The sequence below is a fragment of the Sphingorhabdus sp. genome (assembly GCF_041737645.1).
GTDB lineage: Bacteria > Pseudomonadota > Alphaproteobacteria > Sphingomonadales > Sphingomonadaceae > Sphingorhabdus_B.
Genome location: NZ_JBGSRI010000038.1, coordinates 59,771 through 81,531, shown reverse-complemented (window position 1 = coordinate 81,531; position 21,761 = coordinate 59,771). Strand labels below are relative to the sequence as shown.

The 21,761-nt window shown below is 54.9% G+C and carries 23 protein-coding genes; 12 read left to right on the top strand and 11 right to left on the bottom strand.

The annotated features are described in order from the left end of the window. Positions 1–10 precede the first annotated feature (10 nt). On the top strand, positions 11–451 hold the full coding sequence (gene rnhA, locus ACEW72_RS06205) for a ribonuclease HI (protein WP_373475510.1): 441 nt from the start codon (positions 11–13) through the stop codon (positions 449–451). Between the two features lie 3 nt (positions 452–454). Here rnhA and ACEW72_RS06200 read toward each other — a convergent pair whose 3' ends face one another. From ACEW72_RS06200 to ACEW72_RS06190, 3 genes are all read right to left on the bottom strand, one after another. Continuing rightward, on the bottom strand, positions 455–631 hold the full coding sequence (locus ACEW72_RS06200; protein ID WP_373475509.1) for a YegP family protein: 177 nt from the start codon (positions 629–631) through the stop codon (positions 455–457). Positions 632–763: 132 nt separating this feature from the next. Next, a complete protein-coding gene (locus ACEW72_RS06195; protein ID WP_373475508.1) occupies positions 764–1,873 on the bottom strand; it encodes an NAD(P)/FAD-dependent oxidoreductase in 1,110 nt (369 codons plus the stop codon). After that, positions 1,870–2,826, bottom strand: coding sequence for an alpha/beta fold hydrolase (locus ACEW72_RS06190; RefSeq protein ID WP_373475507.1), 957 nt, complete (start codon positions 2,824–2,826; stop codon positions 1,870–1,872). Before ACEW72_RS06190 ends, ACEW72_RS06195 begins: the two co-directional genes overlap by 4 nt. 40 nt (positions 2,827–2,866) lie before the next feature. Between ACEW72_RS06190 and ACEW72_RS06185 the strand changes: the two genes are divergently transcribed. From ACEW72_RS06185 to ACEW72_RS06155, 7 genes are all read left to right on the top strand, one after another. Continuing rightward, entirely contained in the window at positions 2,867–3,340 is a 474-nt protein-coding gene (locus ACEW72_RS06185) for a prepilin peptidase (RefSeq protein WP_373475506.1), read from the top strand. 44 nt (positions 3,341–3,384) lie between these two features. After that, on the top strand, positions 3,385–4,431 hold the full coding sequence (gene cpaB / locus ACEW72_RS06180; RefSeq protein WP_373475505.1) for a Flp pilus assembly protein CpaB: 1,047 nt from the start codon (positions 3,385–3,387) through the stop codon (positions 4,429–4,431). Position 4,432: 1 nt separating this feature from the next. Further along, positions 4,433–5,935, top strand: coding sequence for a type II and III secretion system protein family protein (locus ACEW72_RS06175; protein ID WP_373475504.1), 1,503 nt, complete (start codon positions 4,433–4,435; stop codon positions 5,933–5,935). A 21-nt stretch (positions 5,936–5,956) separates the two neighbouring features. After that, positions 5,957–6,562 (top strand): CpaD family pilus assembly protein, encoded by a 606-nt coding sequence (locus ACEW72_RS06170; protein ID WP_373475503.1) that lies wholly within the window; start codon positions 5,957–5,959, stop codon positions 6,560–6,562. Next, positions 6,562–7,818, top strand: coding sequence for a CpaE family protein (locus tag ACEW72_RS06165; RefSeq protein WP_373475502.1), 1,257 nt, complete (start codon positions 6,562–6,564; stop codon positions 7,816–7,818). The genes ACEW72_RS06170 and ACEW72_RS06165 overlap by 1 nt, the downstream gene beginning before the upstream one ends. Positions 7,819–7,885: 67 nt before the next feature. Beyond that, the gene (locus ACEW72_RS06160; RefSeq protein ID WP_373475501.1) at positions 7,886–8,851 is read left to right on the top strand and encodes a type II secretion system F family protein; all 966 of its coding nucleotides are present in this window, start codon (positions 7,886–7,888) and stop codon (positions 8,849–8,851) included. 21 nt (positions 8,852–8,872) lie between these two features. Beyond that, a complete protein-coding gene (locus ACEW72_RS06155; RefSeq protein WP_373475500.1) occupies positions 8,873–9,868 on the top strand; it encodes a type II secretion system F family protein in 996 nt (331 codons plus the stop codon). 63 nt (positions 9,869–9,931) lie between these two features. Here ACEW72_RS06155 and ACEW72_RS06150 read toward each other — a convergent pair whose 3' ends face one another. The 6 genes from ACEW72_RS06150 to maiA form a co-directional block, all read right to left on the bottom strand. Beyond that, positions 9,932–10,942, bottom strand: coding sequence for a fumarylacetoacetate hydrolase family protein (locus tag ACEW72_RS06150; RefSeq protein WP_373475499.1), 1,011 nt, complete (start codon positions 10,940–10,942; stop codon positions 9,932–9,934). A gap of 69 nt (positions 10,943–11,011) precedes the next feature. Further along, a complete protein-coding gene (locus tag ACEW72_RS06145; RefSeq protein ID WP_373475498.1) occupies positions 11,012–11,560 on the bottom strand; it encodes a VOC family protein in 549 nt (182 codons plus the stop codon). Then, on the bottom strand, positions 11,557–12,651 hold the full coding sequence (hppD, locus tag ACEW72_RS06140) for a 4-hydroxyphenylpyruvate dioxygenase (protein ID WP_373475497.1): 1,095 nt from the start codon (positions 12,649–12,651) through the stop codon (positions 11,557–11,559). The genes ACEW72_RS06145 and hppD overlap by 4 nt, the downstream gene beginning before the upstream one ends. An 82-nt stretch (positions 12,652–12,733) precedes the next feature. Further along, the gene (locus ACEW72_RS06135; RefSeq protein WP_373475496.1) at positions 12,734–13,186 is read right to left on the bottom strand and encodes a MarR family winged helix-turn-helix transcriptional regulator; all 453 of its coding nucleotides are present in this window, start codon (positions 13,184–13,186) and stop codon (positions 12,734–12,736) included. Further along, on the bottom strand, positions 13,186–15,306 hold the full coding sequence (locus tag ACEW72_RS06130; RefSeq protein ID WP_373475495.1) for a TonB-dependent receptor: 2,121 nt from the start codon (positions 15,304–15,306) through the stop codon (positions 13,186–13,188). The genes ACEW72_RS06135 and ACEW72_RS06130 overlap by 1 nt, the downstream gene beginning before the upstream one ends. Further along, positions 15,303–15,938, bottom strand: a complete 636-nt coding sequence (gene maiA / locus ACEW72_RS06125) for a maleylacetoacetate isomerase (protein ID WP_373475494.1) — start codon at positions 15,936–15,938, stop codon at positions 15,303–15,305. The genes ACEW72_RS06130 and maiA overlap by 4 nt, the downstream gene beginning before the upstream one ends. 94 nt (positions 15,939–16,032) lie before the next feature. Between maiA and ACEW72_RS06120 the strand changes: the two genes are divergently transcribed. After that, positions 16,033–16,455 carry a DUF2147 domain-containing protein gene (locus ACEW72_RS06120; protein ID WP_373475493.1) on the top strand — a complete coding sequence of 141 codons (423 nt, stop codon included), beginning with the start codon at positions 16,033–16,035 and terminating at the stop codon, positions 16,453–16,455. On the opposite strand, the gene ACEW72_RS06115 is transcribed toward ACEW72_RS06120, so the two are convergent. Next, positions 16,400–16,663 (bottom strand): hypothetical protein, encoded by a 264-nt coding sequence (locus ACEW72_RS06115; protein WP_373475492.1) that lies wholly within the window; start codon positions 16,661–16,663, stop codon positions 16,400–16,402. The two genes, ACEW72_RS06120 and ACEW72_RS06115, sit on opposite strands and share 56 nt — an antisense overlap. A gap of 90 nt (positions 16,664–16,753) precedes the next feature. After that, a complete protein-coding gene (locus ACEW72_RS06110; RefSeq protein ID WP_373475491.1) occupies positions 16,754–17,611 on the bottom strand; it encodes an ABC transporter permease in 858 nt (285 codons plus the stop codon). A gap of 93 nt (positions 17,612–17,704) precedes the next feature. Here ACEW72_RS06110 and ACEW72_RS06105 point away from each other — a divergent pair, with 93 nt between their 5' ends. The 3 genes from ACEW72_RS06105 to ACEW72_RS06095 all read left to right on the top strand — a co-directional run bounded on the left by ACEW72_RS06105 (position 17,705) and on the right by ACEW72_RS06095 (position 21,755). Then, complete coding sequence (locus ACEW72_RS06105; RefSeq protein ID WP_373475490.1) at positions 17,705–18,373, top strand: GcrA family cell cycle regulator; 669 nt, start codon at positions 17,705–17,707, stop codon at positions 18,371–18,373. A gap of 74 nt (positions 18,374–18,447) precedes the next feature. Then, a complete protein-coding gene (gene parE / locus ACEW72_RS06100) occupies positions 18,448–20,436 on the top strand; it encodes a DNA topoisomerase IV subunit B (protein ID WP_373475489.1) in 1,989 nt (662 codons plus the stop codon). A gap of 20 nt (positions 20,437–20,456) precedes the next feature. Next, entirely contained in the window at positions 20,457–21,755 is a 1,299-nt protein-coding gene (locus ACEW72_RS06095; RefSeq protein WP_373475488.1) for a serine hydrolase, read from the top strand. Positions 21,756–21,761: the final 6 nt, after the last annotated feature.

The window sequence follows — 21,761 nt, the reverse complement described above, 5'->3', positions numbered from 1 at the left end:
GGGGCCGGAATTGAAGCAGGTAGAAATATTTACCGATGGGGCGTGCAAGGGTAATCCTGGCCCGGGCGGCTGGGGCGCAATCGTTCGCTATGGCTCAAGGGAAAAGGAAATTTCAGGCGGGGACCCCGATACCACCAACAATCGAATGGAAATGTGGGCCGCGATCCAGGCGTTAAATATTCTGATCGAACCTTGTCGTGTGCGGATGCACACAGATAGCAAATATGTCCTCGACGGTATCACCAAATGGGTCCACGGCTGGCAGAGAAACGGGTGGAAAAACGCGTCAAAACAGCCTGTTCGCAATGCAGATTTGTGGCATGATTTGATCGAAGCCGTCGCCAAGCACGAAATTGAATGGATTTGGGTCAAAGGCCATGACGGTCACCCCGAAAATGAACGCGCCGACCGCCTCGCAAGCGATGCTGCGGAGGCTGCGCGCGCGCTCTAAATCCTATTCGGGGTCGCGAACTTCAGCGCCGGGGCCATTCTTCAAAATCGACTCAATGGCGTTTTTTGCACCAGCCTTGCTTGCATAGCCTTCGGTCCAGAAAATTGATTCATTGTTATATTTGAAATAGGCGACATGCTCGCCTTTCTTATTTTTTTTGATTTCAAAGTAATGAGCCATAGATCCTCTCCTCTTGACCAGCCAATTCGAAGCTTAGATATCCCTATCCCGGTCCAATTTTACGGCTATGGAAACCACTTTTGATCCGAGCACTCGATAACATTAACAATGACGCGGCATATGCCAAGTAAATCAGTGTAAACGATCAGGAACATACTCGATTGCGTTTACCCCGGCTGGCGGGACTACTGTGTCAACGATCATCGATGCCGCGAGCTTCGCCGTCGCTGGTGCGGTCTGGATGCCAAAACCACCCTGCCCCGCCAGCCAGAAAAACGCTGCATTTTTTGGATCAGGCCCGATGACCGGTTTGCGATCGGGTGCAAAGCTTCGCAATCCCGCCCATTTATGTTCAACGCGGTGAATTTCCCAATCCACGACCTGTTGCAAACGGTCAATCGCAAGCGCGACGTCGATTTCCTCAGGTGCGGTGTCGCACGCCACTGTTGGTGTTTCGTCATGGGGGCTTAACCACAATGTACCGCCGCTGTCGGGCTTGAAATAGAAACTGCCGTCAAGCCCGATTACCAGAGGCAAATTGACCGGTGCCGCAGGCGATACCGACAATTGGGCAATAGTGCGGCGATAAGGCTGGATGCCAAGTGGGCGGACTTGAGCCATTTTGGCAACTTCGTCGGCCCAGGCGCCTGCTGCATTTACCAATATGTCAGCGGTCCAGTTCATGCCCGCCGCCGACACATGCCAACACCCGGCTTTCCACTGAACCGATTGCACACGGGCGTTACATTGCAAATGGATGCCGTGCCGTTTTGCCTGCCGCAGATATGCGCCATGCAATCCGCCGACATCAATGTCGCAACAGTCAGGCTCCCAAAGTCCCGAAATCCAATCGGGCAATAATCCGGGGACATGTTGCTCGATACTTGCCCGCCCCAGCCGTTCAAACCGGACGCCACTGTCGGCAAAGTCGGACAATAATGCATCCGCAAGCGATTGATGTCCTTGCGTTCCCAGATGCAGCGCGCCACGCGGGTGCATAAGAGGTCCATCATGGAACTGTGGTGCGGGATTTGCCAAAAACGAACCGGAGGCAGTGGTCAGCGGCTGTACGGATGGCCCGCCATAGCTTTCATCCCAGAATGCGGCCGAGCGGCCCGTTGAATGATATCCCGGCTGCGCCTCTGCTTCGATCAACAGAACAGATTTGAACGCGGATATTTCGGCGGCAAGGCTTGCGCCAGCAATACCGGCACCGATAATAGCTATATCAAAATCCCTCATTTCAGCGGCGCATAGTGGTCCAGGAACATTTGGATGCGTTCAATGCACTGGTCGCGTACTGCATCCGTCTCGCGCAGCAATTCATGCGCGGCTTCTTTTCCGAATATCAGTGTTTCCGAATGCGGAAGCCGTTTGCTGTCCTTGATAACCCGAGGCGTACTGACCAATTGGTCGGCGATCGTTGCCATTAACAGCACCGGCGTTTTGACCGCTTCAAGCTTGCCCGGTTCATCAAGTGACCGGATTGATGCAATCGCCCGCTCGATCCAGTGCCAGCTGGGCGGCCCCAATTTCACTTCGGGTCGCAATATCCACCATGCAAGCTCATCTTCATATCTGTCTTTATCGCCGGTCAAAATGTTGCCACGGACGTTCATGGGCGACATCGGCTTTTCGTTGACTTTCCACGCAGGCGTTTCTGCCCGCCCGATTATGCACATCAATTTTGCAAAGGCATGGTTTAGCGAAAGCGGCAATCCGCCGGTCTGAATGCCGAGCATCGGCGCACTCAGCAAGACAGCGTCAGGATCAAAAGCCTTTTCAACAAGCGCACGCATCGCCAGATGCCCACCCATGCTGTGCGCCAGGACAACATGGGGGCCCGGAGTTTCGGCTTTCCAAATTCCCCAAAAATAACGCAGATCGGCGATCCATGTTGAAAAATCGTCAATATGGCCAACATGCGGATCATCCAGCAATCGGCCCGACGCCCCCTGACCACGCCAATCTATCGACGTCACCCGCCAGCCAAGCGACGCAAAATAGGCCAATGTTTCGAGATATTTTTCATAATGGTCGCCGCGCCCGGGCAAAAACAGCAATGATCCCCGGGGCTCCCCCAAACCTTGCCAGTCAATCCGCCTGATCGGCCAGCCGTCCTGTGCTTGCCATAAGCTTTCAGTTGCATCGGACGGGATTGCGCGTCGGTTTATCTCAAATTTCTGGGCGTGCATGGTTACCTTTTAGCAAGCTTTGATGGTTAATGCTTGGCAAATGACTAGTGAAACACTCGCTTACGCACTCCTGGGGGGATTGGCAATTGCGCTCGTCGTCTCGGTCTATACAGACGTCAAATATCGTCTTATTTTCAACAAGATAACATTGTCTATCGCGCTCGCCGCACCTGCTTATTGGTACGCGACAGGGGGATTTACTCCCCTTGCAATAGGCGTGCATCTGTTGACCGCGACGATTGTTTTCATCTTCTTTGCAATTGCCTTCCGATTTGGCGCGATGGGCGGCGGAGATGTCAAGCTTTTCGGGGCCTTAGCCTTATGGTGGCCTTGGGTCGATGTCATCCGAATGGTGCTCTATGCTTCGATACTAGGGGCCGTGGTAACCATTGCATTTGTGATAATTCACAACGTGAAACAACAAGATGGGCGCGTTCGCGTGCCATATGGGGTCGCAATCGCCTTTGCTGGCTTATGGATAGCAGGTGAACGGATTTTTAACCATTTTACGTGAAATAGCATTCTTCAAACAGGGGACCTTTCAGGGGACAGTTCGTCATGGATAGGAAAAAAGTTATCTTGCTGGTGGCCGCGCTTTTAATAGCAGCCATTACCGCGTTTCTTGCGCGCAGCATGTTCACCGGAGCGGCAGCGCCCACAGCGGCGGCGGCCAAGCCGGTCGAAACCGGACCCAAGGTCATGGTCGCGACGCGGGCATTGCCGGTAGGTACAATCATCAACGCTGAAAGCTTCCGCTATCAGCCTTGGCCAAAAGAACTGGTGGAAGACGCCTATTTCATTGAAGGTCCGGGGGCCAGCGAAGGTACTGATGGCGCAGCAGCAGCTGGCATCGCACCCGATGAACTGATCGGCACCGTTGTACGCAACGCGATTACTGCGGGCCAGCCGATTACAAAGGGATCTCTCGTAAAACCCGGCGACCGCGGATTTCTTGCCGCGGCCCTTGGACCTGGTATGCGCGCGATTACGGTGCCTGTATCGGCGCTGACCGGTGTTGCCGGATTTATTTTCCCCGGCGACCGGGTTGACCTTGTCCTGACGCAAAATATCGCTGGTCCAGGTGGACCACCGCTTAAAGTGTCGGAAACAATATTACGCAATATGCGTGTTCTTGCGACCGACCAACGTTCAACCAACACGGTGGACGAAGCAGGCAATACCGTTGTCCGCAAATATAAGTTGGTCACAATGGAAGCAACGCCATCAATTGCCGAGCGGATTACCGTCGCGCAATCACTGGGCACAATCAGCCTGTCGCTGCGTTCACTTGCCGATAATGCCGCCGAGTTGGAGCAGGCCTTGGCCTCTGGCGAAGTAAGCATCCCCGAAGGCGCGACCGCCGAACAGGAAGCCGCTATCATGAAAAAGGTCGCACAGCGCCCGATTTCAGGAAAGAGCACTTACACAACAGGCGGTGACGTGTCGCGGTTCCAGCGGAGCAGCATCCCTGCACAAACCCCGCTTGCAATCGCCTCGGAAAATGTCCGCATCCAAAGGCAAGTCCAGAAAGTCGTCAGTTCACAGACGGTCCGCGTGTCACGCGCAGGCGCCGAAACTGTGGTTGACGTAAGCCGGAGACAGTAACATGAAAATGATATCAACAATCAAATCCGGCTTTGCGGCGGCAGTGCTTACCGCAGCCCTGGGCACAACATCACTGGTTGCGATACCCGGCGTTGCCCTCGCACAATCAGCCAAGGATGCGAAGCTTGTCACCTTGGCGATAGGCCGCGGGCAACAGATCAACCTCAGCTCGACCATCACAGATGTGGTTGTCGCCAATCCAAGCGTAGCCGATGTCGAAGTAAAATCTGGCCGCCAGATTTACATTCTTGCCAAAGGCCCGGGCGAAACGAGCATCGTTGCAACCGATGCCGCTGGCCGGACGGTCTATTCCGCAACAGTTCGCGTTGGCGCCAATCTTGACTCGATTGACCAGATGCTGGCGGTGGCAATGCCCGATGCCGATATCAAGGTCACCACAATGAACGGCGTGATCATTTTGACCGGCACCGTGCAGCAGCCTGAAGAGGCATCTGAAGCCGCCGATCTGGTTTCGGCGTTCAGCAGCGGTCAGGCAAAAATTATCAACCGCATCAAGACAGCGACACCATTGCAAATCAATTTGCAGGTTCGCGTCGCCGAGGTCAGCCGTTCGCTTTCCAAGGAAATTTCCGGCAATTTGCTGAGCGGCAAACCTGGCACAAATGGTTCGGGTGATCCCTATTTCTTCGGCCTCGGCCGGGGTCGCGATTTTACAACGGGGACAACAGTAACCTTTCCAGAGGGAACCACCACCGTCGCTGGAATTGGCAAGTTGTTCGGAGTTGACGTGGAAGCGGCTTTCGATTTGTCCGAACGGGCCGGTTTGATTTCAACGTTGGCCAACCCTAATCTGACCACGGTTTCAGGCGAAACCGCCGAGTTTCTGGCTGGTGGGACTTTTCCAGTCGTAACGTCGTCAGACAATGGTGTGTCGGTTCAATATCAATCTTATGGCGTCAGCCTGACCTATACACCGATCGTGTTATCCGATGGCCGAATTTCGCTGCGTGTCCGTTCCGAAGTATCTGATATTTCCTCGCAAGGTGCGGTGCGGGTCGGCGGACTTGAAGTCCCCGCGACTACGACCCGTATGGCCGAAACAACCGTCGAGCTGGGTTCTGGCCAAAGCATGATGATCGCAGGTTTGTTAAGCAATCAGTTGAACAGTTCGGTCGACAAAACACCAGGTGCCGGCGACATTCCGATTTTGGGCGCTTTGTTCAAATCCAATGGTTGGCGTCGCAATGAAACTGAATTGATGATCGTCATTACCCCGTATCTGGTTAAACCAGTGTCGGATAGCGAGATCAAACTGCCAACCGACGGCATCCATTCAGCAAACGATGCAGAACGCGTCCTGTTGGGCAAAGTTCTCGACAAAGACGGTGACAAAAGCCGGCCTATGCCGACCATCGCCCCGGCACCTTCTGGTGGCCCGGAAATGGGTTCGGTCAGTGACGCAGCGCCGGCATTGCCGCAAAAAGGTGACAAAGCAAAAGCGCAAGCCGCGGTTTCAGGCCCCGGTTTCAGTTTCGACCAATAATCCCAGTTCAGGAGAATGACTATGCGTAACATGAAATTCCTGACTGCAGCCGCCGCCAGCATAACATTGGCTGGATGTGCTGCAGGCTCGCTGGGAACGGCCAACACATCGATGTATTCGGTGCACCAACCTGTCGTCGAACGCACCAATTATGCGATTGATCTGAACAGCGATGGCGGCGGCATTTCTTCGGCGGAGCAAACCAGATTAGGTGAGTGGTTTGATGCATTGCAATTGGGTTATGGCGACCGCGTATCGGTCGACTTTGGCTCTGCTTATGCAAACCAATCCGCCGCCAAACTCGTCTCGAAAGTTGCAGCCGAGCGTGGCGTACTGCTCGACGAAGTTGCCCCTGTAACCGCAGGGCAAGTGGCGTCTGGCATGATGCGCGTTATCGTGACCCGTTCGAAAGCATCGGTGCCATCGTGCCCCGATTTCACGACCGATCATGACCGCAATTATAACGCCAGCAACCACAGCAACCACGGCTGCTCGATAAACAGCAACCTGGCAGCGATGATCGCCAATCCAGAAGATCTGGTGCGCGGACAAGAAAACAAGCGGCTTGATACCAATAGCGGCAAAAGAGCGGTCGACACCTACCGCGCCAAAACCGGAGGCAACTAATGAACGCTCCTTGGAAATCCGGCGTCGCCGGAACTCGTGACCCGATTAACGCATATGTTTGCGATGACCTGACGTTAGACGTCATTCGCGGCGTCTGCGAAGAAATGGGCTGGAGCCAGGACAAGGCCTATAAGGGCGGTCTACGCAATGCAATCCAGTCGCTTTCGGTCTCCGCCAGCCCGCAGATATTGCTTGTTGACCTGTCGGAATCTGGTGACCCGATTTCCGATATCAACAGCCTGGCTGAGGTGTGCGAGCCCGGAACGATTGTTATCGCAGTTGGCCAAGTCAACGATGTGCGCTTGTACCGTGACTTGTTGATGTCGGGACTACAGGATTATTTACTGAAGCCATTGAGCCCCGATGCTTTGCGCGATGCTTTTGCCAACGCACAAACCATATTGAACGCACCCAAGCATGAAGAACATTCGGCCGATCGTCCGCATGTTTCGACCGCCGTTATCGGCACACGTGGCGGATGCGGTGCTTCAACAATCGCAGCTTCGCTCGCCTGGACATTCTCGCAAGGGCAAGGCCATCCGACAGGATTCCTTGACCTCGATGTCCATTTTGGCACCGGCGCACTTGCGATGGACCTTGAACCAGGCCGCGGCCTGACCGACGCCATCGACAATCCCAGCCGTATTGATGGATTATTCATCGAACGCGCGATGATAAAGGCGAATGACAAGCTCTCGATCCTCTCGGCAGAAGCGCCGATGAGCAGCCCTGTGCTGACCGATGGAAGTGCTTTCTATCAGTTACAAGAAGAGTTCCGCGCTGCTTTTGAAAACACGGTAATCGACATGCCGCGGAGCATGCTGATCGCTTATCCGCATCTGATGCAAGACGTGAATATGGCAATTGTCACGACTGAACTGACATTGGCTGCCGCGCGTGATACCATCCGTGTTCTGGCATGGCTTAAGCAAAATGCCCCACATTGCAAAACGATTGTTGTCGCCAACAATGTACAAGCCGCCGCACTTGAAATTAGCCGCAAGGATTTTGAAGGCACAATTGAACGCAAAATTGACCTCCTGCTTCCCTCGGACCCTAAAGCCACGGCGCAAGCCGCAAAAGTAGGTCAACCGATTGTGCAGGCCGTGCGTGGTAGCAAACTGTCAATTGGTATTGTCAATTTAGCCGATATGATTGCCGGCAGTGCCGCCGAAGTTGCTGAAGCGGCACCGCAAACGGAAAAATCAAAAAAATCCGTTATGTCTGGTTTCAAGTCGCTGTTGAAAAAGAAATAAACCTCATGCAGTTCGCGGCGTCGATGTTCGGTGCCGCGCCTGCTGATACCGTCGGGCTGAGCAAACAATGATGCAAAATCTTATACTTGCGACAGGTTTCATGCTGGTTCTGGTCCTGATCGCGCTCGCTTTCATTGGGCCTAACATAGGTAAGGCTACCACACGCCGCCTCGGTGCGGTAAAGATGCGTCATTCCGACAGCGCAGATGCGCGTGTCGAACAACAGATGCGTAAGGCTTTGGCCGCGCGTCGTCCGATGATCTTTACCGACGGTCGGAACATCAGCAGAGCCGATAAGTTGAGATTGCGCCTCGCGCAGACCGGCAAGAACTGGACATTTCAGCAATATTTGTCGGCTTCGGGCAGTATCACTGCGCTTGTTATGATTGGTCTGTGGATCAAAGGTGCCCCCCTATATCTTTCTCTTTTCGGCGGTCTGATGCTGGGCGCTGGCCTGCCGCATTTTGTCGTCAACTTCCTGATCGCAAAGCGGATCAAGAAGTTTACGACCAATTTCCCGGATGCAATTGAATTGCTCGTGCGCGGCCTGAAGTCCGGCCTGCCCGTTGGCGAAACGCTGGGTGTGGTTGCAAGGGAAATACCCGGACCTGTTGGTGAAGAATTCAAGATGGTCACCGAAAAAGTCCGCATCGGGAAGTCTATGGAAGACGCGTTGCAAGAAACGGCGGACCGCATGGGGACGGCGGAATTCCAGTTCTTTGTCATTACGCTTGCCATCCAACGCGAGACGGGTGGTAACCTGGCCGAAACGCTGTCCAATCTGGCCGATGTGCTTCGTAAACGCGCACAAATGAAGCTCAAAATACGCGCAATGTCGTCGGAATCGAAGGCATCGGCCTATATCGTCGGATCGTTGCCATTTTTCGTTTTCGGCATGGTCTGGTCGGTGAACCAGAATTATCTGGCGGGTTTCTTTTTCGAACCAAGGCTGATGATCGCTGGAATGATCGGCATCGTATGGATGTCGATTGGTGCCTTTATCATGGCCAAAATGGTCAATTTTGAAATTTAATGTTGGGGGCGGGATAAAGAAATGACCAATCCGGGTGGACCTCAACTTTTAGGCATCGATGTCTTGTGGGTTGCAACGATGTTGTCGGCTGTTGCCGCCGTTGCCGTGATTTTTGCGATATATGCAGCGGTAACCGTTCGCGATCCGATGGCAAAGCGGGTCAAGGCGCTTAGTGACCGGCGCGAACAGCTCAAGGCCGGTATTACCGCCACAACATCCAAAAAGCGCGCAAAGCTGGTCCGTAAAACCGAGACCACGGACAAGATGCGCCATATGCTGTCAAAGCTTCAGGTTTTGCAGGAAGACCAGATAAAAATTGTGCAGCAGAAACTGGCGCAGGCCGGTATCCGCCGCAAAGAACTCGCGGTGACCGTTATTTTCAGCCGCCTTGTTCTTCCCGTTATCTTTGGCGGCGGCGCTGCGCTGTGGATTTATGGCCTCGGCGGAATGTCTGATTACAGCACGTTCAAACGCTTTGGCGCATTCGCCATCCTAACCATTTTAGGGTATAAGGCCGCGGATATCTACCTAGGTAACCTCGTTCAAAAACGCACCGATGCAATCCGCAAAGGCCTGCCCGACGCGCTCGACCTGCTCGTTATTTGCGCGGAAGCAGGCTTGACGGTGGACACATCATTCAATCGCGTGGCCAAGGAATTAGGTCGCGGTTATCCCGAACTGGGCGACGAATTTGCCCTGACGGCTATCGAACTTGGTTTCTTGACTGAACGTCGTATGGCCTTTGAAAATCTGGCTTTCCGCGTCAAACTGGATTCGATCAAGGGCGTAGTCACAACCATGATCCAGACCGAAAAATACGGAACGCCACTGGCTTCGGCCCTGCGCGTACTTTCGGCGGAATTCCGCAACGAACGCATGATGCGCGCTGAAGAAAAAGCAGCGCGCCTTCCGGCCATTATGACGATCCCGTTGATCCTGTTCATCTTGCCGGTGTTGTTCATCGTTATTCTGGGACCAGCCGCCTGTTCGATTGGCGACGCCTTCGCCAAGAAATAAGCGGGTCGCATAAAACCTCTCTCCCGCCTGCGGGAGAGAGGTGATAGCGAAGATAGGCGCGACTTAAGTTTTCGTCCGCACGACCTGTTCGATGGCTCCAAAAATACTGTGCCCTGCATCGTCGCGCACTTCGATCCGGATTGTGTCGCCATCTTTCAGAAAGGGCGTCGTCATTTCGCCGGTCTGAATTTTTTCCACCATGCGGACCTCCGCGATACAGCTATAGCCAAGCCCGCCTTGCGCGACCGGCTTTCCCGGTCCGCCGTCTGTATCGCGATTGGATACCGTGCCCGACCCGATAATAGATCCTGCACCAAGGTTACGGGTCCTCGCCAGATGCGCGATCAACACACCAAAATCGAATGTGCAATCATCCGACGCCACAGCCCGGCCCAAAGGTGCATCATTCAGATCGACCATCAATGGACGATGCAGCTTTCCATCCCGCCAGAAATCGCCAAGGCTGTCAGGAGTTACAAAGACCGGTGAAAGCGCGCTGGCCGGTTTTGACTGGATAAAACCAAAGCCCTTTTCCAGCTCCGCAGGAATAAGGTTCCGCAGGCTGACGTCGTTAACCAGCCCGACAAGACGGATATAAGACACAGCATCCTGTGCCGAAACGCCGCGCGGTACATCGCCGGTTACGGCCACAATTTCGGCCTCCAGATCACAACCCCATTCTTCATTGACCAGCGATATGTCATCTCGCGCGCCCAGAAACTCGTCGGATCCGCCCTGATACATCAACGGGTCATGCCAGAAACTGGCGGGCAATTCTGCCCCTCTTGCTTTTCGAACCAGTTCGACATGGTTGACATAAGCGGAGCCATCCGCCCACTGGAAAGCACGCGGCAAAGGCGCTGCGGCATCATGTTCGTGAAAGCGTTCGCGCGGGATCGCGGCATGTTCCAGATCAGTGGCGAGCGCCTGCAACCGGGGGACGGTTCGATCCCAATCGTCCAATGCCGACTGCAATGTGGGCGCGATATGCCCGGCATCTGCACACCAAGCGAGGTCATTTGAAACGACGACCAGCTTGCCGTCACGGCCCGATTTTAACGACGCGAGTTTCATATGTTACCTCTCCTATTTTGCCCATGATGCCTGCAGTTTACCAAGGCGGCAACCATTTGTAGGGGCGCCTTATTCGCCCCCCGGTTCGATATGGAGCCAATCTGCGTGTTTCGGCGCTTTTTTCGTCCGGTCCCATTCATCCAGCATGGCCGCGGCGACTGATTGCAATTCGGCATATTGTACTTCGGTACCTATGTCACAGGCCAGTTCCAACCGGTGGCCATTAGGGTCGAAAAAGTAAATTGAGCGGAATATGCCGTGATAGGTTGGCCCGAGCACGTCGACCCCCTGAGCTTCGATATGTGTTTTTGCAGCCTTTAGCATGTCAAAGTCGGCAACCTTGAACGCGAGATGCTGCACCCAGGCAGGCGTCTGTTCGTCACGGCCCATTTCGGGCTGGTTGGGCAATTCGAAAAAGGCCAGCACATTGCCCCCGCCGCAGTCCAGGAATATGTGCATATAAGGATCATAGGCCCCGGTGGACGGCACATAATCTTCGGCAAAGGCGTTGGTGTAGGTAAAACCCATGACCCGTTCATACCAGTCCACCGTCGCCTTGGCGTCCTTGCACCGATAGGCGACATGGTGAATGCGTTCCGATTTGAATGGTACCGTCATTGCGATGCCTCCAAAACGCCGCGATCAATCTGGTCGCGTTCTATGCTTTCAAACAGCGCCTTGAAATTGCCTTCACCAAACCCTTCGTCGCCGCGGCGCTGAATGAATTCAAAAAATACAGGGCCGATCTGCGGCTGCGCGAAAATCTGCAGCAACAGACGCGGCTGCCCGCCCTCGGTTGTGCCATCGAGCAATATGCCGCGCTTTTGCAAGGCATCGGCGGGCTGACCGTGCCCCGGTAGGCGTTCGTCCAGCATCTTGTAATAGGTTTCGGGCGGCGCTGTCATGAACGGCACACCCAGCTTTTGAAGATTATCCCAGCAGCCAATCAAATCATCACAAATCAGCGCGATATGCTGGATTCCTTCGCCATTATAGGCGCGCAGATATTCCTCAATCTGCCCGCCGCCGGCCTTGCCTTCCTCATTCAATGGAATGCGTATCTTGCCGTCGGGGGCCGTCATCGCGCGGCTCGTCAAACCGGTATATTCGCCCTTGATGTCGAAATAGCGGATTTCGCGAAAATTGAAGATACGCTCATACCACGCCGACCAATGGGCCATACGTCCGCCATAGACATTGTGCGTAAGATGGTCGATTTTCTGGAAACCGGCACCAACCGGATTGCGGACAATGCCCGGCAAATATTCAAAATCGATATCATAAATCGACAACGCTTCGGGATACTCGAGCGTCGCATAACGGTCCACCAGATAGATGAACGCGCCGCCAATGCCCTTTATCGCGGGAATGCGTAATTCCATCACGCCTGTTTTGCTTTCCACCGGCTCCGCACCGCGCGCCAATGCCTCATCATAGGCCTTGGCGGCATCCTTGACGCGAAACGCCATCCCGCATGCCGATGGACCATGTTCGGCGGCAAAGAACGCGGCGGGGCTGCGCGGTTCATAATTGGCGATCAGGTTAATCTCACCCTGCCGCCAGAGCTGCACATCCTTGGAACGGTGCGACGCGATATGGCTGAACCCCATGCCTTGGAAAACAGGTTCAAACACGCCTTTTTCGGGCGCGGAAAATTCCACAAATTCGAAGCCGTCTAGGCCGAGGGGATTTTCAAACAGATCGGTCATTGGTCGCTCCGGTTATGGAAAAATGTGGCAGGGAGTGCTTTTGAATTTTAGTATCAAATGAAACTATTTTGCACAAGCGGTTTCAGCCCAGTTCTGCAACCCGCGCCCGCAACTGGGCCAGCATATTTTCCAGCGCCCGCGCTTCGCCGCTGCCGAGTATTTTTTCAAGCTCTGCCTCGACCGACAAGGCGAGAGGAACGATCTGGTCATAGAGTTCGCGGCCGGTTCCGGTCAGCGCCAAATGGTGCGAACGTCCGTCTGCGACATTGGGCGCACGACCAATCAGTGCACGATCTTCCAGTGCCTTTGTTGCGCGGTTTACGGTCACCTTGTCCATTGCAGTGGCTTCGCACAATTCGCGCTGCGTTGCCGACACCCGTTCACCCAACACCGCCATTAACCGCCATTCCGGTATTTTCAGGGCAAAGCGTCCGCGATAGGCACGGGCGATAAGATCGCTGATCGCGTTCGAAGTGATCGACAATTGATAGGGCAGAAATTCTGCCAGCTTCAGTTGCTGCTTTGTCCGCGCCATTAAAATTCCACCGAAATCCCTGCCCAAATTGTTCGCGGCATCGCCCTTTCTATTACGCCATCGGCGGCGATTGCTGCATCCACTTGCGTATCGAACAGATTTTCGCCGCGAAGTTCAAGCTGGATTTTCGTGCCGAGCCGATAATAAAGCCCGCCATCGATCGTAAACGCGCTGCCCAAGCGGCGGCTGTTGACATCATCTTCAAACTGCCCGCTGACAAAGCGACCCGACAAATCGGCACGCACCTTTGCCCCGTCATAGCCAATGCCCAGATTTGCAAAATGCCTTGGAACCTGCGCGGGGCGCAATCCGTCAAGAACAGCCGCATTTCCGGTTGCTTTAACCTGTGCATCGACAAGCGCATAACCTGCCCGGACCCAATATGAATTGGCAGTGTAGGAGGCTTCGATTTCCAGCCCCTTACTGTCGATAGCATCAAGATTGCGGCGCTGACGAAACACGCCGCCCGCGGCGACAAAACCGACACCGGGAAAATTGCCGGGGCCATTGCCCAACCCGACATTGGCAATAGCATTATCAAGTGTGTTCGCAAAAAACGTACCGCTTAACTTGACGCCGCCCTTTTCGAATTCCGCGCCAATCTCTGCGCCCTTCAGACGTTCAGGCGCAAGCAATTCGTTGGCCGCAGTCGCATCGGCCCCCACCCGGAATGGCCGGTATAGCTCATTCAGGGTTGGCAATCTCCACGCAAAATACGCCGATCCGCGCAACTTGATGCTGTCGGTACCCCGCCAAACAAACCCGGCGCGGCTGGTCCCTTCCCAGCCGGAGCGGTCAGCAAATTTATCGTCCGACCTTACAGAGCCGCCAATATTCACTTCCTTGCGAAAACCGTCCGCGATACTCCAGTGATCGGCGCGCGCGCCTGCAGTCAGGGTGAGTGCGTCGGTTGGTTCAAGGCTGACCTCGGCGAACAAACCAACGGTGTCGCTTGCCCCTCCGGCGCGGCGATTTCGGCCTGGCGTTAGACCTGTGAAAAAGAAATTCTCGTTGGTTTCGCCCACCGTCCGCCGCCAATCAGCACCCACGCGCAGCTCGGCGTCTTCTCCCAATGGGGGACGGACCTCCAACCGCGCACCCAAGCCGGTTGATGGCACCGAAAACTGGTCGAGCGTTAAACTGACCGAATTCCGGCCAGAACCAATCGCACCAAATCGGTTGGCAAACTGCCGCACCTGCACATAGCCCAGCGCGCTCCATTGCCAGCCGCCCGGCGTGCGGTTGACCACACGCAAGCTGGCATCGACGCCGCTATTCTGGTTATCCGAGAAATCAAAGCCACGGTCCCGTTCATCGGTAAAGGCGCGCATATTGGCTTGCAATTCGGTGTTCGCTGATAATGGCGCAACCGCACGAATGGCGATGCCGCCCTGTTCATAGGCCGCTGCTCGGTCAACAGCGCCGCGTTGCCCTTCGTTGATCGGGATAAAGCCGTCTCCGCGTGTATAGCTGCCTGACACCGAAATGCTGCCGGCGCCCAGGTTTTGTAGGATTGCAGCCTTGGCATCTACGCTGTTGCGGCTGCCATAATGGACGGCACCTTTGATTCGATTCATGTTTTGCAGGCTATCAAGTTCGACCACGCCCGCCAAAGCGCCTGTTCCGGCGGCCACCTGGCCTGCGCCGCGCCGGATGCGAACCGAGGCAAGGTGCAAGGCATCATAACCCGGCCAGCTAATCCAGCCGCCAAACGGATCAGCCTGCGGAACATCATCCAGCAAGAGCTGCGCCCGCGACGACGCATTGCCGCCCAGTCCTCGCAATGTGATACCCTGGCTCGTCGGATTGGCCGAACGTGCATCGGAACGCCGAAACTGTTGCAACCCCGCCGCCTGGGACAAGGCATTTTCAAGGCGGGTGATATTCTCGGCAAGAAATATCTCCGATATCGCGTAACTGCCGTCGCTTTTGGTTGCTGCCAAAGACCCGGTGACGACAATGTGCTCTATGTCTATCGGCATGGGATAATCGGTAGATTTCCGGACGCAGCCATAGGTTGCCTGATCATCCCGATCGCGCACAGGCAAATCGCAACTTTGTGCCCAGACAGGCGCAGCGACCACCAGTAACGGCGCCGCAATCAATATCGCAGTTTTCATGCTTCAGGATTTACCACATCGGGGTGGGCTGCTTTGAAAGCAGGCATTTCTGACAAAGCGGCGTCAATCCGAACCATTTTCGGGAATGCCTCCAATGACGTTTCAAACCGCCTGGCGTTTGCCATTTGCGGTACAAGACAGACATCGGCCAGATTAGGCAAATCGCCTCCGAACAGGCCATCCGCTGGAGCCATGGCTTCCAAAGCTGTAAAACCCTCGACTATCCAATGGCGGTACCAATTGTCGATAGCGGTCTGATCCTGTCCCATTTGGTCTTTGAGATATCTCAGTACACGCAGATTATTGACCGGATGGATATCCGCAGCAATCAACAGGGCCTGCGCCAAGGTTTTCGAGCGATCTGCAGGATTCGAAGAGACCATTGCCGGATCGGGATAGTTGGCATCCAGATAATCTATAATCGCAAGGCTTTGGGTCAGGTCATGCCCGTCAATTGATAGCATCGGTACAAAACCCTGCGGGTTGCGGGCGACATATTCCGGTGATTTATGCTGTCCCTCAACCAGGCTTGTTGGAACAGAACGATATGTCACGCCCTTTAGGTTGAGAGCGATGCGGACACGATAGCTGGCCGAAGAGCGCCAATAATCGAAAAGTATGATTTCGTTCATGTTAGTCGGGTTAGCATGCCGCCATAAAAAGGCAAAAACATTGCGGCAATATGATTGTACGCTATGGACAAAAGAGTGACATTGAGGAGTACGTATGTTTTATCGAAAGTTGTCTACTGCCTGTATTACCGTGGGCTTATTGTCCGCATCGGCCCAAGCCGCCGCGCCAGTTACCGGACGTTGGGTTACCCAAAGCAAAGATGGTGTCGTCGAAATCTACGAATGTGGCGCAACGATTTGCGGGAAACTGGCCAAGTTTCTTGTACCGCCGCCCAATGGCGTAGGCCAAAAAGATATCAATAACCCGAACAAGGCACTGCGTGGCCGGACGTTGCTAGGAATGGACATTCTGTCCGGATTCAAAGAAGCCGGTAATGAGTGGAAGGGACAGATTTACGATCCCAAATCCGGCAAAACCTATCGTTCGATCATCTATAAGGGAAAGTCGGGCAATTTGGTCGTCAAGGGCTGTATTGGGCCCTTTTGTCAGGCACAGAACTGGACACCCGGGCGCTGATTGGCGGCGCGTCGACGGAGCGAAACAGCCGCATATGCTGTTTGAACTGTTCGGGCTGTTCACGCCAATAGCCTTGTTCATACAGCTCGACCAAAGATTGCCGCAGCAGTTCACGCGCTGCGGCAATTTCAGTGGCAGTCCCGCGACCCAATGCAGCGCCAAGGCGTTCGCAGCGATGTTGTAGCTTCGCCAGCGCATTCAATGTCATATGCCATCTCCCGTTAAGAGATTAAACGGCCTGAGCTTTGGCTAATTTAGTTATGAGTCCGATTTCGACGCGAGTGATTCAGGTCAGAACCTATGCGCGCAATTTCCAGCCCGAACGCAGCAATGCGTAACAGATGGTCGCAAGGATGACATTGATCACCAACAACAACAACGCGCCAAATTGCACCGGACTGTCGGCGTTGCCGATGAAGCCGTATCGAAAGCCCGATATGACGTAGAAAAACGGGTTGGCATGGCTGATCGCCTGAAAAGTAGGGGAAAGCTTGTCGACGGAATAAAATGTACCCGACAACAAAGCCGCTGGTGCCACGACAAAATTTGAAACCGCGGCGGCATGATCAAATTTCTCCGCCCAGATTGACGTCATAACGCCAATCAATGCGAGCATCATTGATCCCATCAATCCGAACCACAAAACGGCCCAGAAATGAACCGGGGTGACATTGACATCGGGCCAGAATGCCATCGCCAGCCAGATCGTCCCACCGACCATGAATGCCCGCGTCACCGCCGCCGCAGTTAATGCGGTTAGTACCTCTGCATTGGAAAGTGGCGGCATCAGATAGTCGACAATAGTGCCCTGTATCTTGCCCACAAGCAGGGAAAAGCTGGAATTGGCAAAAGCGTTTTGCATCATGCCCATGATAATCAGGCCAGGCGCAATGAAATCGGCAAAAGAAACGCCGAGTACAGTCGGTTTGACTGCCCCCAATGCGACCGTGAAGATGATGAGATAAAGCAGGGTTGTAATCGCCGGTGCCCAAATAGTCTGGAGCTGAACCTTGAAAAACCGCCGCACTTCTTTCAGATATAATGTATTCAAACCTATCCAGTTGACATGACGGATCTGTTTTACTCCATCGGGCAGTTGAACGATTGGAGTCGAATCCCTATCTGGGCCATGTGCGGTTTTTTGGTGGATACTCATCGCGCAATCGACTATCGGCTTGCAGCTTGAACCGCAAGGCGCAATCGCGCCCGGCAAGCGGGTCGGCAAAATTGAATTTGGGAAAAGAAAAATATGTCCTGGACTGACCAGCGGATCGATCATTTGAAAACCCTCTGGGAAAAGGGGCTTACTGCGAGTCAGATCGCAGAAGAACTTGGCGGCGTTTCGCGTAATGCAGTTATTGGCAAGGCTCACCGGCTGGGCCTGAAATCACGCCCATCGCCTGTTAAGGCTAATGAGCCTGAGAAAAAAGCAGCCGCCAAAAAGTCTTTGGCTGTAAAGCCGGTAGCAATTGCACCCGCGAAACCCCGGGTGGCATCACCTGCTCCTGCCCTTTCTCCTCGCTCAGCGGAAACTCCGTCGTCAACCGGCGAAGCGCCAGCAGAGCGTCCCGCCTCGACGATGCCACGCATCGTCTCCATCGGACCGGGCGGCTTTATGCGTCAAGGGCCCGGCGACCAGCAAGCCCCCATTCCACCCGCACCGCCACGCCGTCTTGTTCCTGCAAAGCCAAGCCCTGAAATGGCAACCAAGACGTCTTTGCTCGACCTGAACGAACGCGTTTGCCGTTGGCCGATGGGCCATCCCGGTGAAGCGGACTTCCATTTTTGTGGCGTAGCCGTGAATCCCGGCTTTCCGTATTGCGTGGAACATTGCGGCCGTGCCTACCAGGCGCAGCTACCCCGCGGAGTCCGCCGTCCACCGCCTCCCATGCCCTTTGGCGGCCCACGGGTTCGCTGAATACAACATACTTTCCTGTGGGCAAATCGATACGGCGCTTGCACGGCTGACTCCGCGCGTCCTATACCAGCGTCATGAGTGATGATCTTTTTGGCGGCAGCGCTGCGGCGACCGCCGCCTCCAACGAATATGATGCCTCGGCGATTGAAGTGCTTGAGGGGCTGGAGCCCGTCCGGCGGCGGCCCGGAATGTATATTGGCGGCATCGACGAACGCGCGCTGCACCATCTGGCATCCGAGGTTCTCGACAATTCGATGGACGAGGCCGTGGCCGGTCATGCCAACCGGATTGAGGTGCATTTGGGCGTTGGCAACCGGCTGACCATCAGCGACAACGGCCGCGGCATTCCTGTCGATCCCCACCCCAAATTCCCGGGCAAGTCGGCGTTGGAAGTCATTTTGACCACGCTGCATTCGGGCGGCAAGTTTTCGGACAAGGCCTATGCCACATCGGGCGGGCTCCATGGCGTCGGTGTATCGGTGGTCAACGCCCTGTCGACTGACACTGTTGTCGAAGTTGCACGCAACCGGCAGTTATACCGCCAGCGCTTCGCGCGGGGGCTTCCTATGGGCAAGCTAGAAGAGCTTGGCCCAACCCCGAACCGGCGCGGAACGACGATCGCCTTCACCCCGGACACCGAAATTTTCGGACCCGATGCAAAGTTCAAACCGGCACGCTTGTTCCGGCTTGCCCGGTCCAAAGCCTATTTGTTCGCAGGCGTCGAAATCCGCTGGCGGTGCGATCCGGAACTGGCGAGCGCGGACGTCCCGGCAGAGGCGGTGTTCCAGTTCCCCGGTGGCCTGTCGGACCATTTGCGCGAACAGCTTGGTACGCGGGCATGCGCCACCACCGACTTTTTCGCAGGGACGCAGGATTTTCCCGACAGTCAGGGACGGGTAGAATGGGCTGTGTCGTGGCCCCTATATTCCGATGGCGCTTATAGCTGGTATTGCAACACCATCCCCACCCCCGATGGCGGCACCCATGAAGCGGGCATTCGTTCGGCGCTGACCAAGGCCCTGCGCGCTTTTGGTGAGCTGGTCGGCCAGAAAAAAGCGGCACAAATCACCGCCGAGGATATTTTCAACGAAGCCGAGCTGATGTTGTCGGTCTTCATCCGGAACCCGCAGTTCCAGAGCCAGACCAAGGACCGGCTCACTTCACCCGAGGCAACCCGACTGGTCGAAAACGCCATGCGCGACCATTTTGACCATTTCCTGACCGACAATATGGAACGCGGCAAAGCGCTGATGGGCTTCATCATGGAGAAGGTCGACGACCGTCTGCGTCGCAAAGCCGAACGCGAGGTCAAACGCAAGACGGCTACATCCGGCCGCAAAGTGCGTCTGCCGGGTAAATTGACCGATTGCGCGTCCGACGACCCTAACGGTACCGAATTGTTTATCGTTGAAGGCGACAGCGCAGGCGGCAGCGCAAAGCAGGCGCGCGATCGCAAGACTCAGGCGATATTGCCGATCCGGGGTAAAATCCTGAACGTTGCATCCGCAACGACCGACAAAATCCGCGCCAATAATGAAATCGCCGACCTACAGTTGGCGCTTGGATGCGGTATTCGCAAAGACTGTAACCCCGACAATCTGCGGTACGAACGGGTCATCATCATGACCGACGCCGATGTCGACGGCGCCCATATCGCGACACTGCTGATGACATTCTTCTTTCAGGAAATGCCCGAGATTGTGAAAGCGGGGCACCTGTTTCTGGCACGGCCGCCACTCTATCGCCTAACGCATGGCAGCCAAAGCATATACGCCGCCGACGACGCCCATCGCGCCGAGCTGGAGGCGACGGTATTCAAGAACAAAAAGGTCGATGTTGGGCGCTTCAAAGGATTGGGCGAGATGAACCCCGGCCAGTTGCGCGAAACGACGATGGACCCCAAAAGCCGCTCACTTATCCGCATTACCTTGCCACATGAATATGAACGGCGGGCCGCTGTCACTGACTTGGTAGACCGTTTGATGGGCAAAAATCCTGAACACCGTTTCAACTTCATCCAGGACAATGCCGCCCAATTGGACGAAGAGGCCATCGACGCGTAGCTTAATTTGGGAGAGAGAAATTGAAGCGATTTTTGCCATTGTTCCTTTTGGCCGCAATGTGCGCCTCACCCGCATCCGCGCTGACTCCAGAACCGACGACCGCAACAGCCGTTAAACCGCTCGACCGGCGGATCGAACAATTACCAGCGGTTCTGTCTGGTGCGATACAATATGAAGACTATTTTTCGCCAAGCTTTTTGGCCGCCGTCCCTGCAATCCAGTTGAAGGCAATTTCCGACCAGTTCATCGCGCAATATGGCAAGCCATTGAAAGTCATTGGCGTGGACCCCAAAGGCCCGGACAGCGCGACAATTAAAATCGAATTTGAAAAGGCCATTGCCACAGCCATCATAACCGTTGAACAGGCTTCGTCTGAAAAGGTCGTTGGCCTGCTGGTGACGGGTTTTGACCTGAAAGGGGATACGCCCGCCAAAATTGATGCGGCATTTACACAATTACCCGGAAAATCAGGGTATCTGGTGGAAAAAATGGGGCCGGACGGCAAACGCACGCAAATTGCCGGACGCTCGACAGGACAGCAATTTGCAATCGCGTCGACCTTCAAACTTTATGTTCTCGCCGAACTCGCATCACAGGTGCAGGCCGGACGGCGCAGCTGGTCAGATGTTGTACCAATTTTGGCCACCAGCCATTCTTCGATCGCGACATCCAATTGGCCGCGCAGCACGCCGGTCACGTTGCAAACATTGGCAACCTGGATGATTTCATCCAGCGATAACAGCGCCACCGATGCGCTGATGCGGGTTTTGGGACGCGATGCCGTGGAGAAAAAGCTAGCCACGATTGGGCATAGCGACCCCGACAAAGCATTGCCGATGCTCAATACGGTCGAAGCCTTTGCCCTGAAAAGCAATCCCGAGCTGCGGCTTCGTTTTCAAAAGGCGACTGAAGCGGAGCAGCGTGATCTGCTGGAAAATGAAGCCGCGGCGCTGGCATTTGATAAAATAGTCCCGTCCAATCTCGGTTCCGGCCCCGTTGCCATCGACAGTATAGAATGGTTCGCCTCACCTTCGGACGTTGCCACTTTGATGCACAATATTCGCCAAACCGGCAGTCAGGTCGCGCTCGAAGTGATGGCGGTCAATAAAGGGGTTAGCCCGGTATCGGCCGACAAATGGCAATATCTGGGATATAAGGGCGGCTCGGAACCCGGCGTTATTTCGATGAGTTTTCTGGCCCAATCCAAAGCAGGCGACTGGTATGCCATCACCGGCAGTTGGAATGATATCAGCAAAGACGTGAATAATGAGAGGTTCGTGGCGTTGATGGCACGTTTACTGGATAGCGTGGCGGGTTAGACAGGC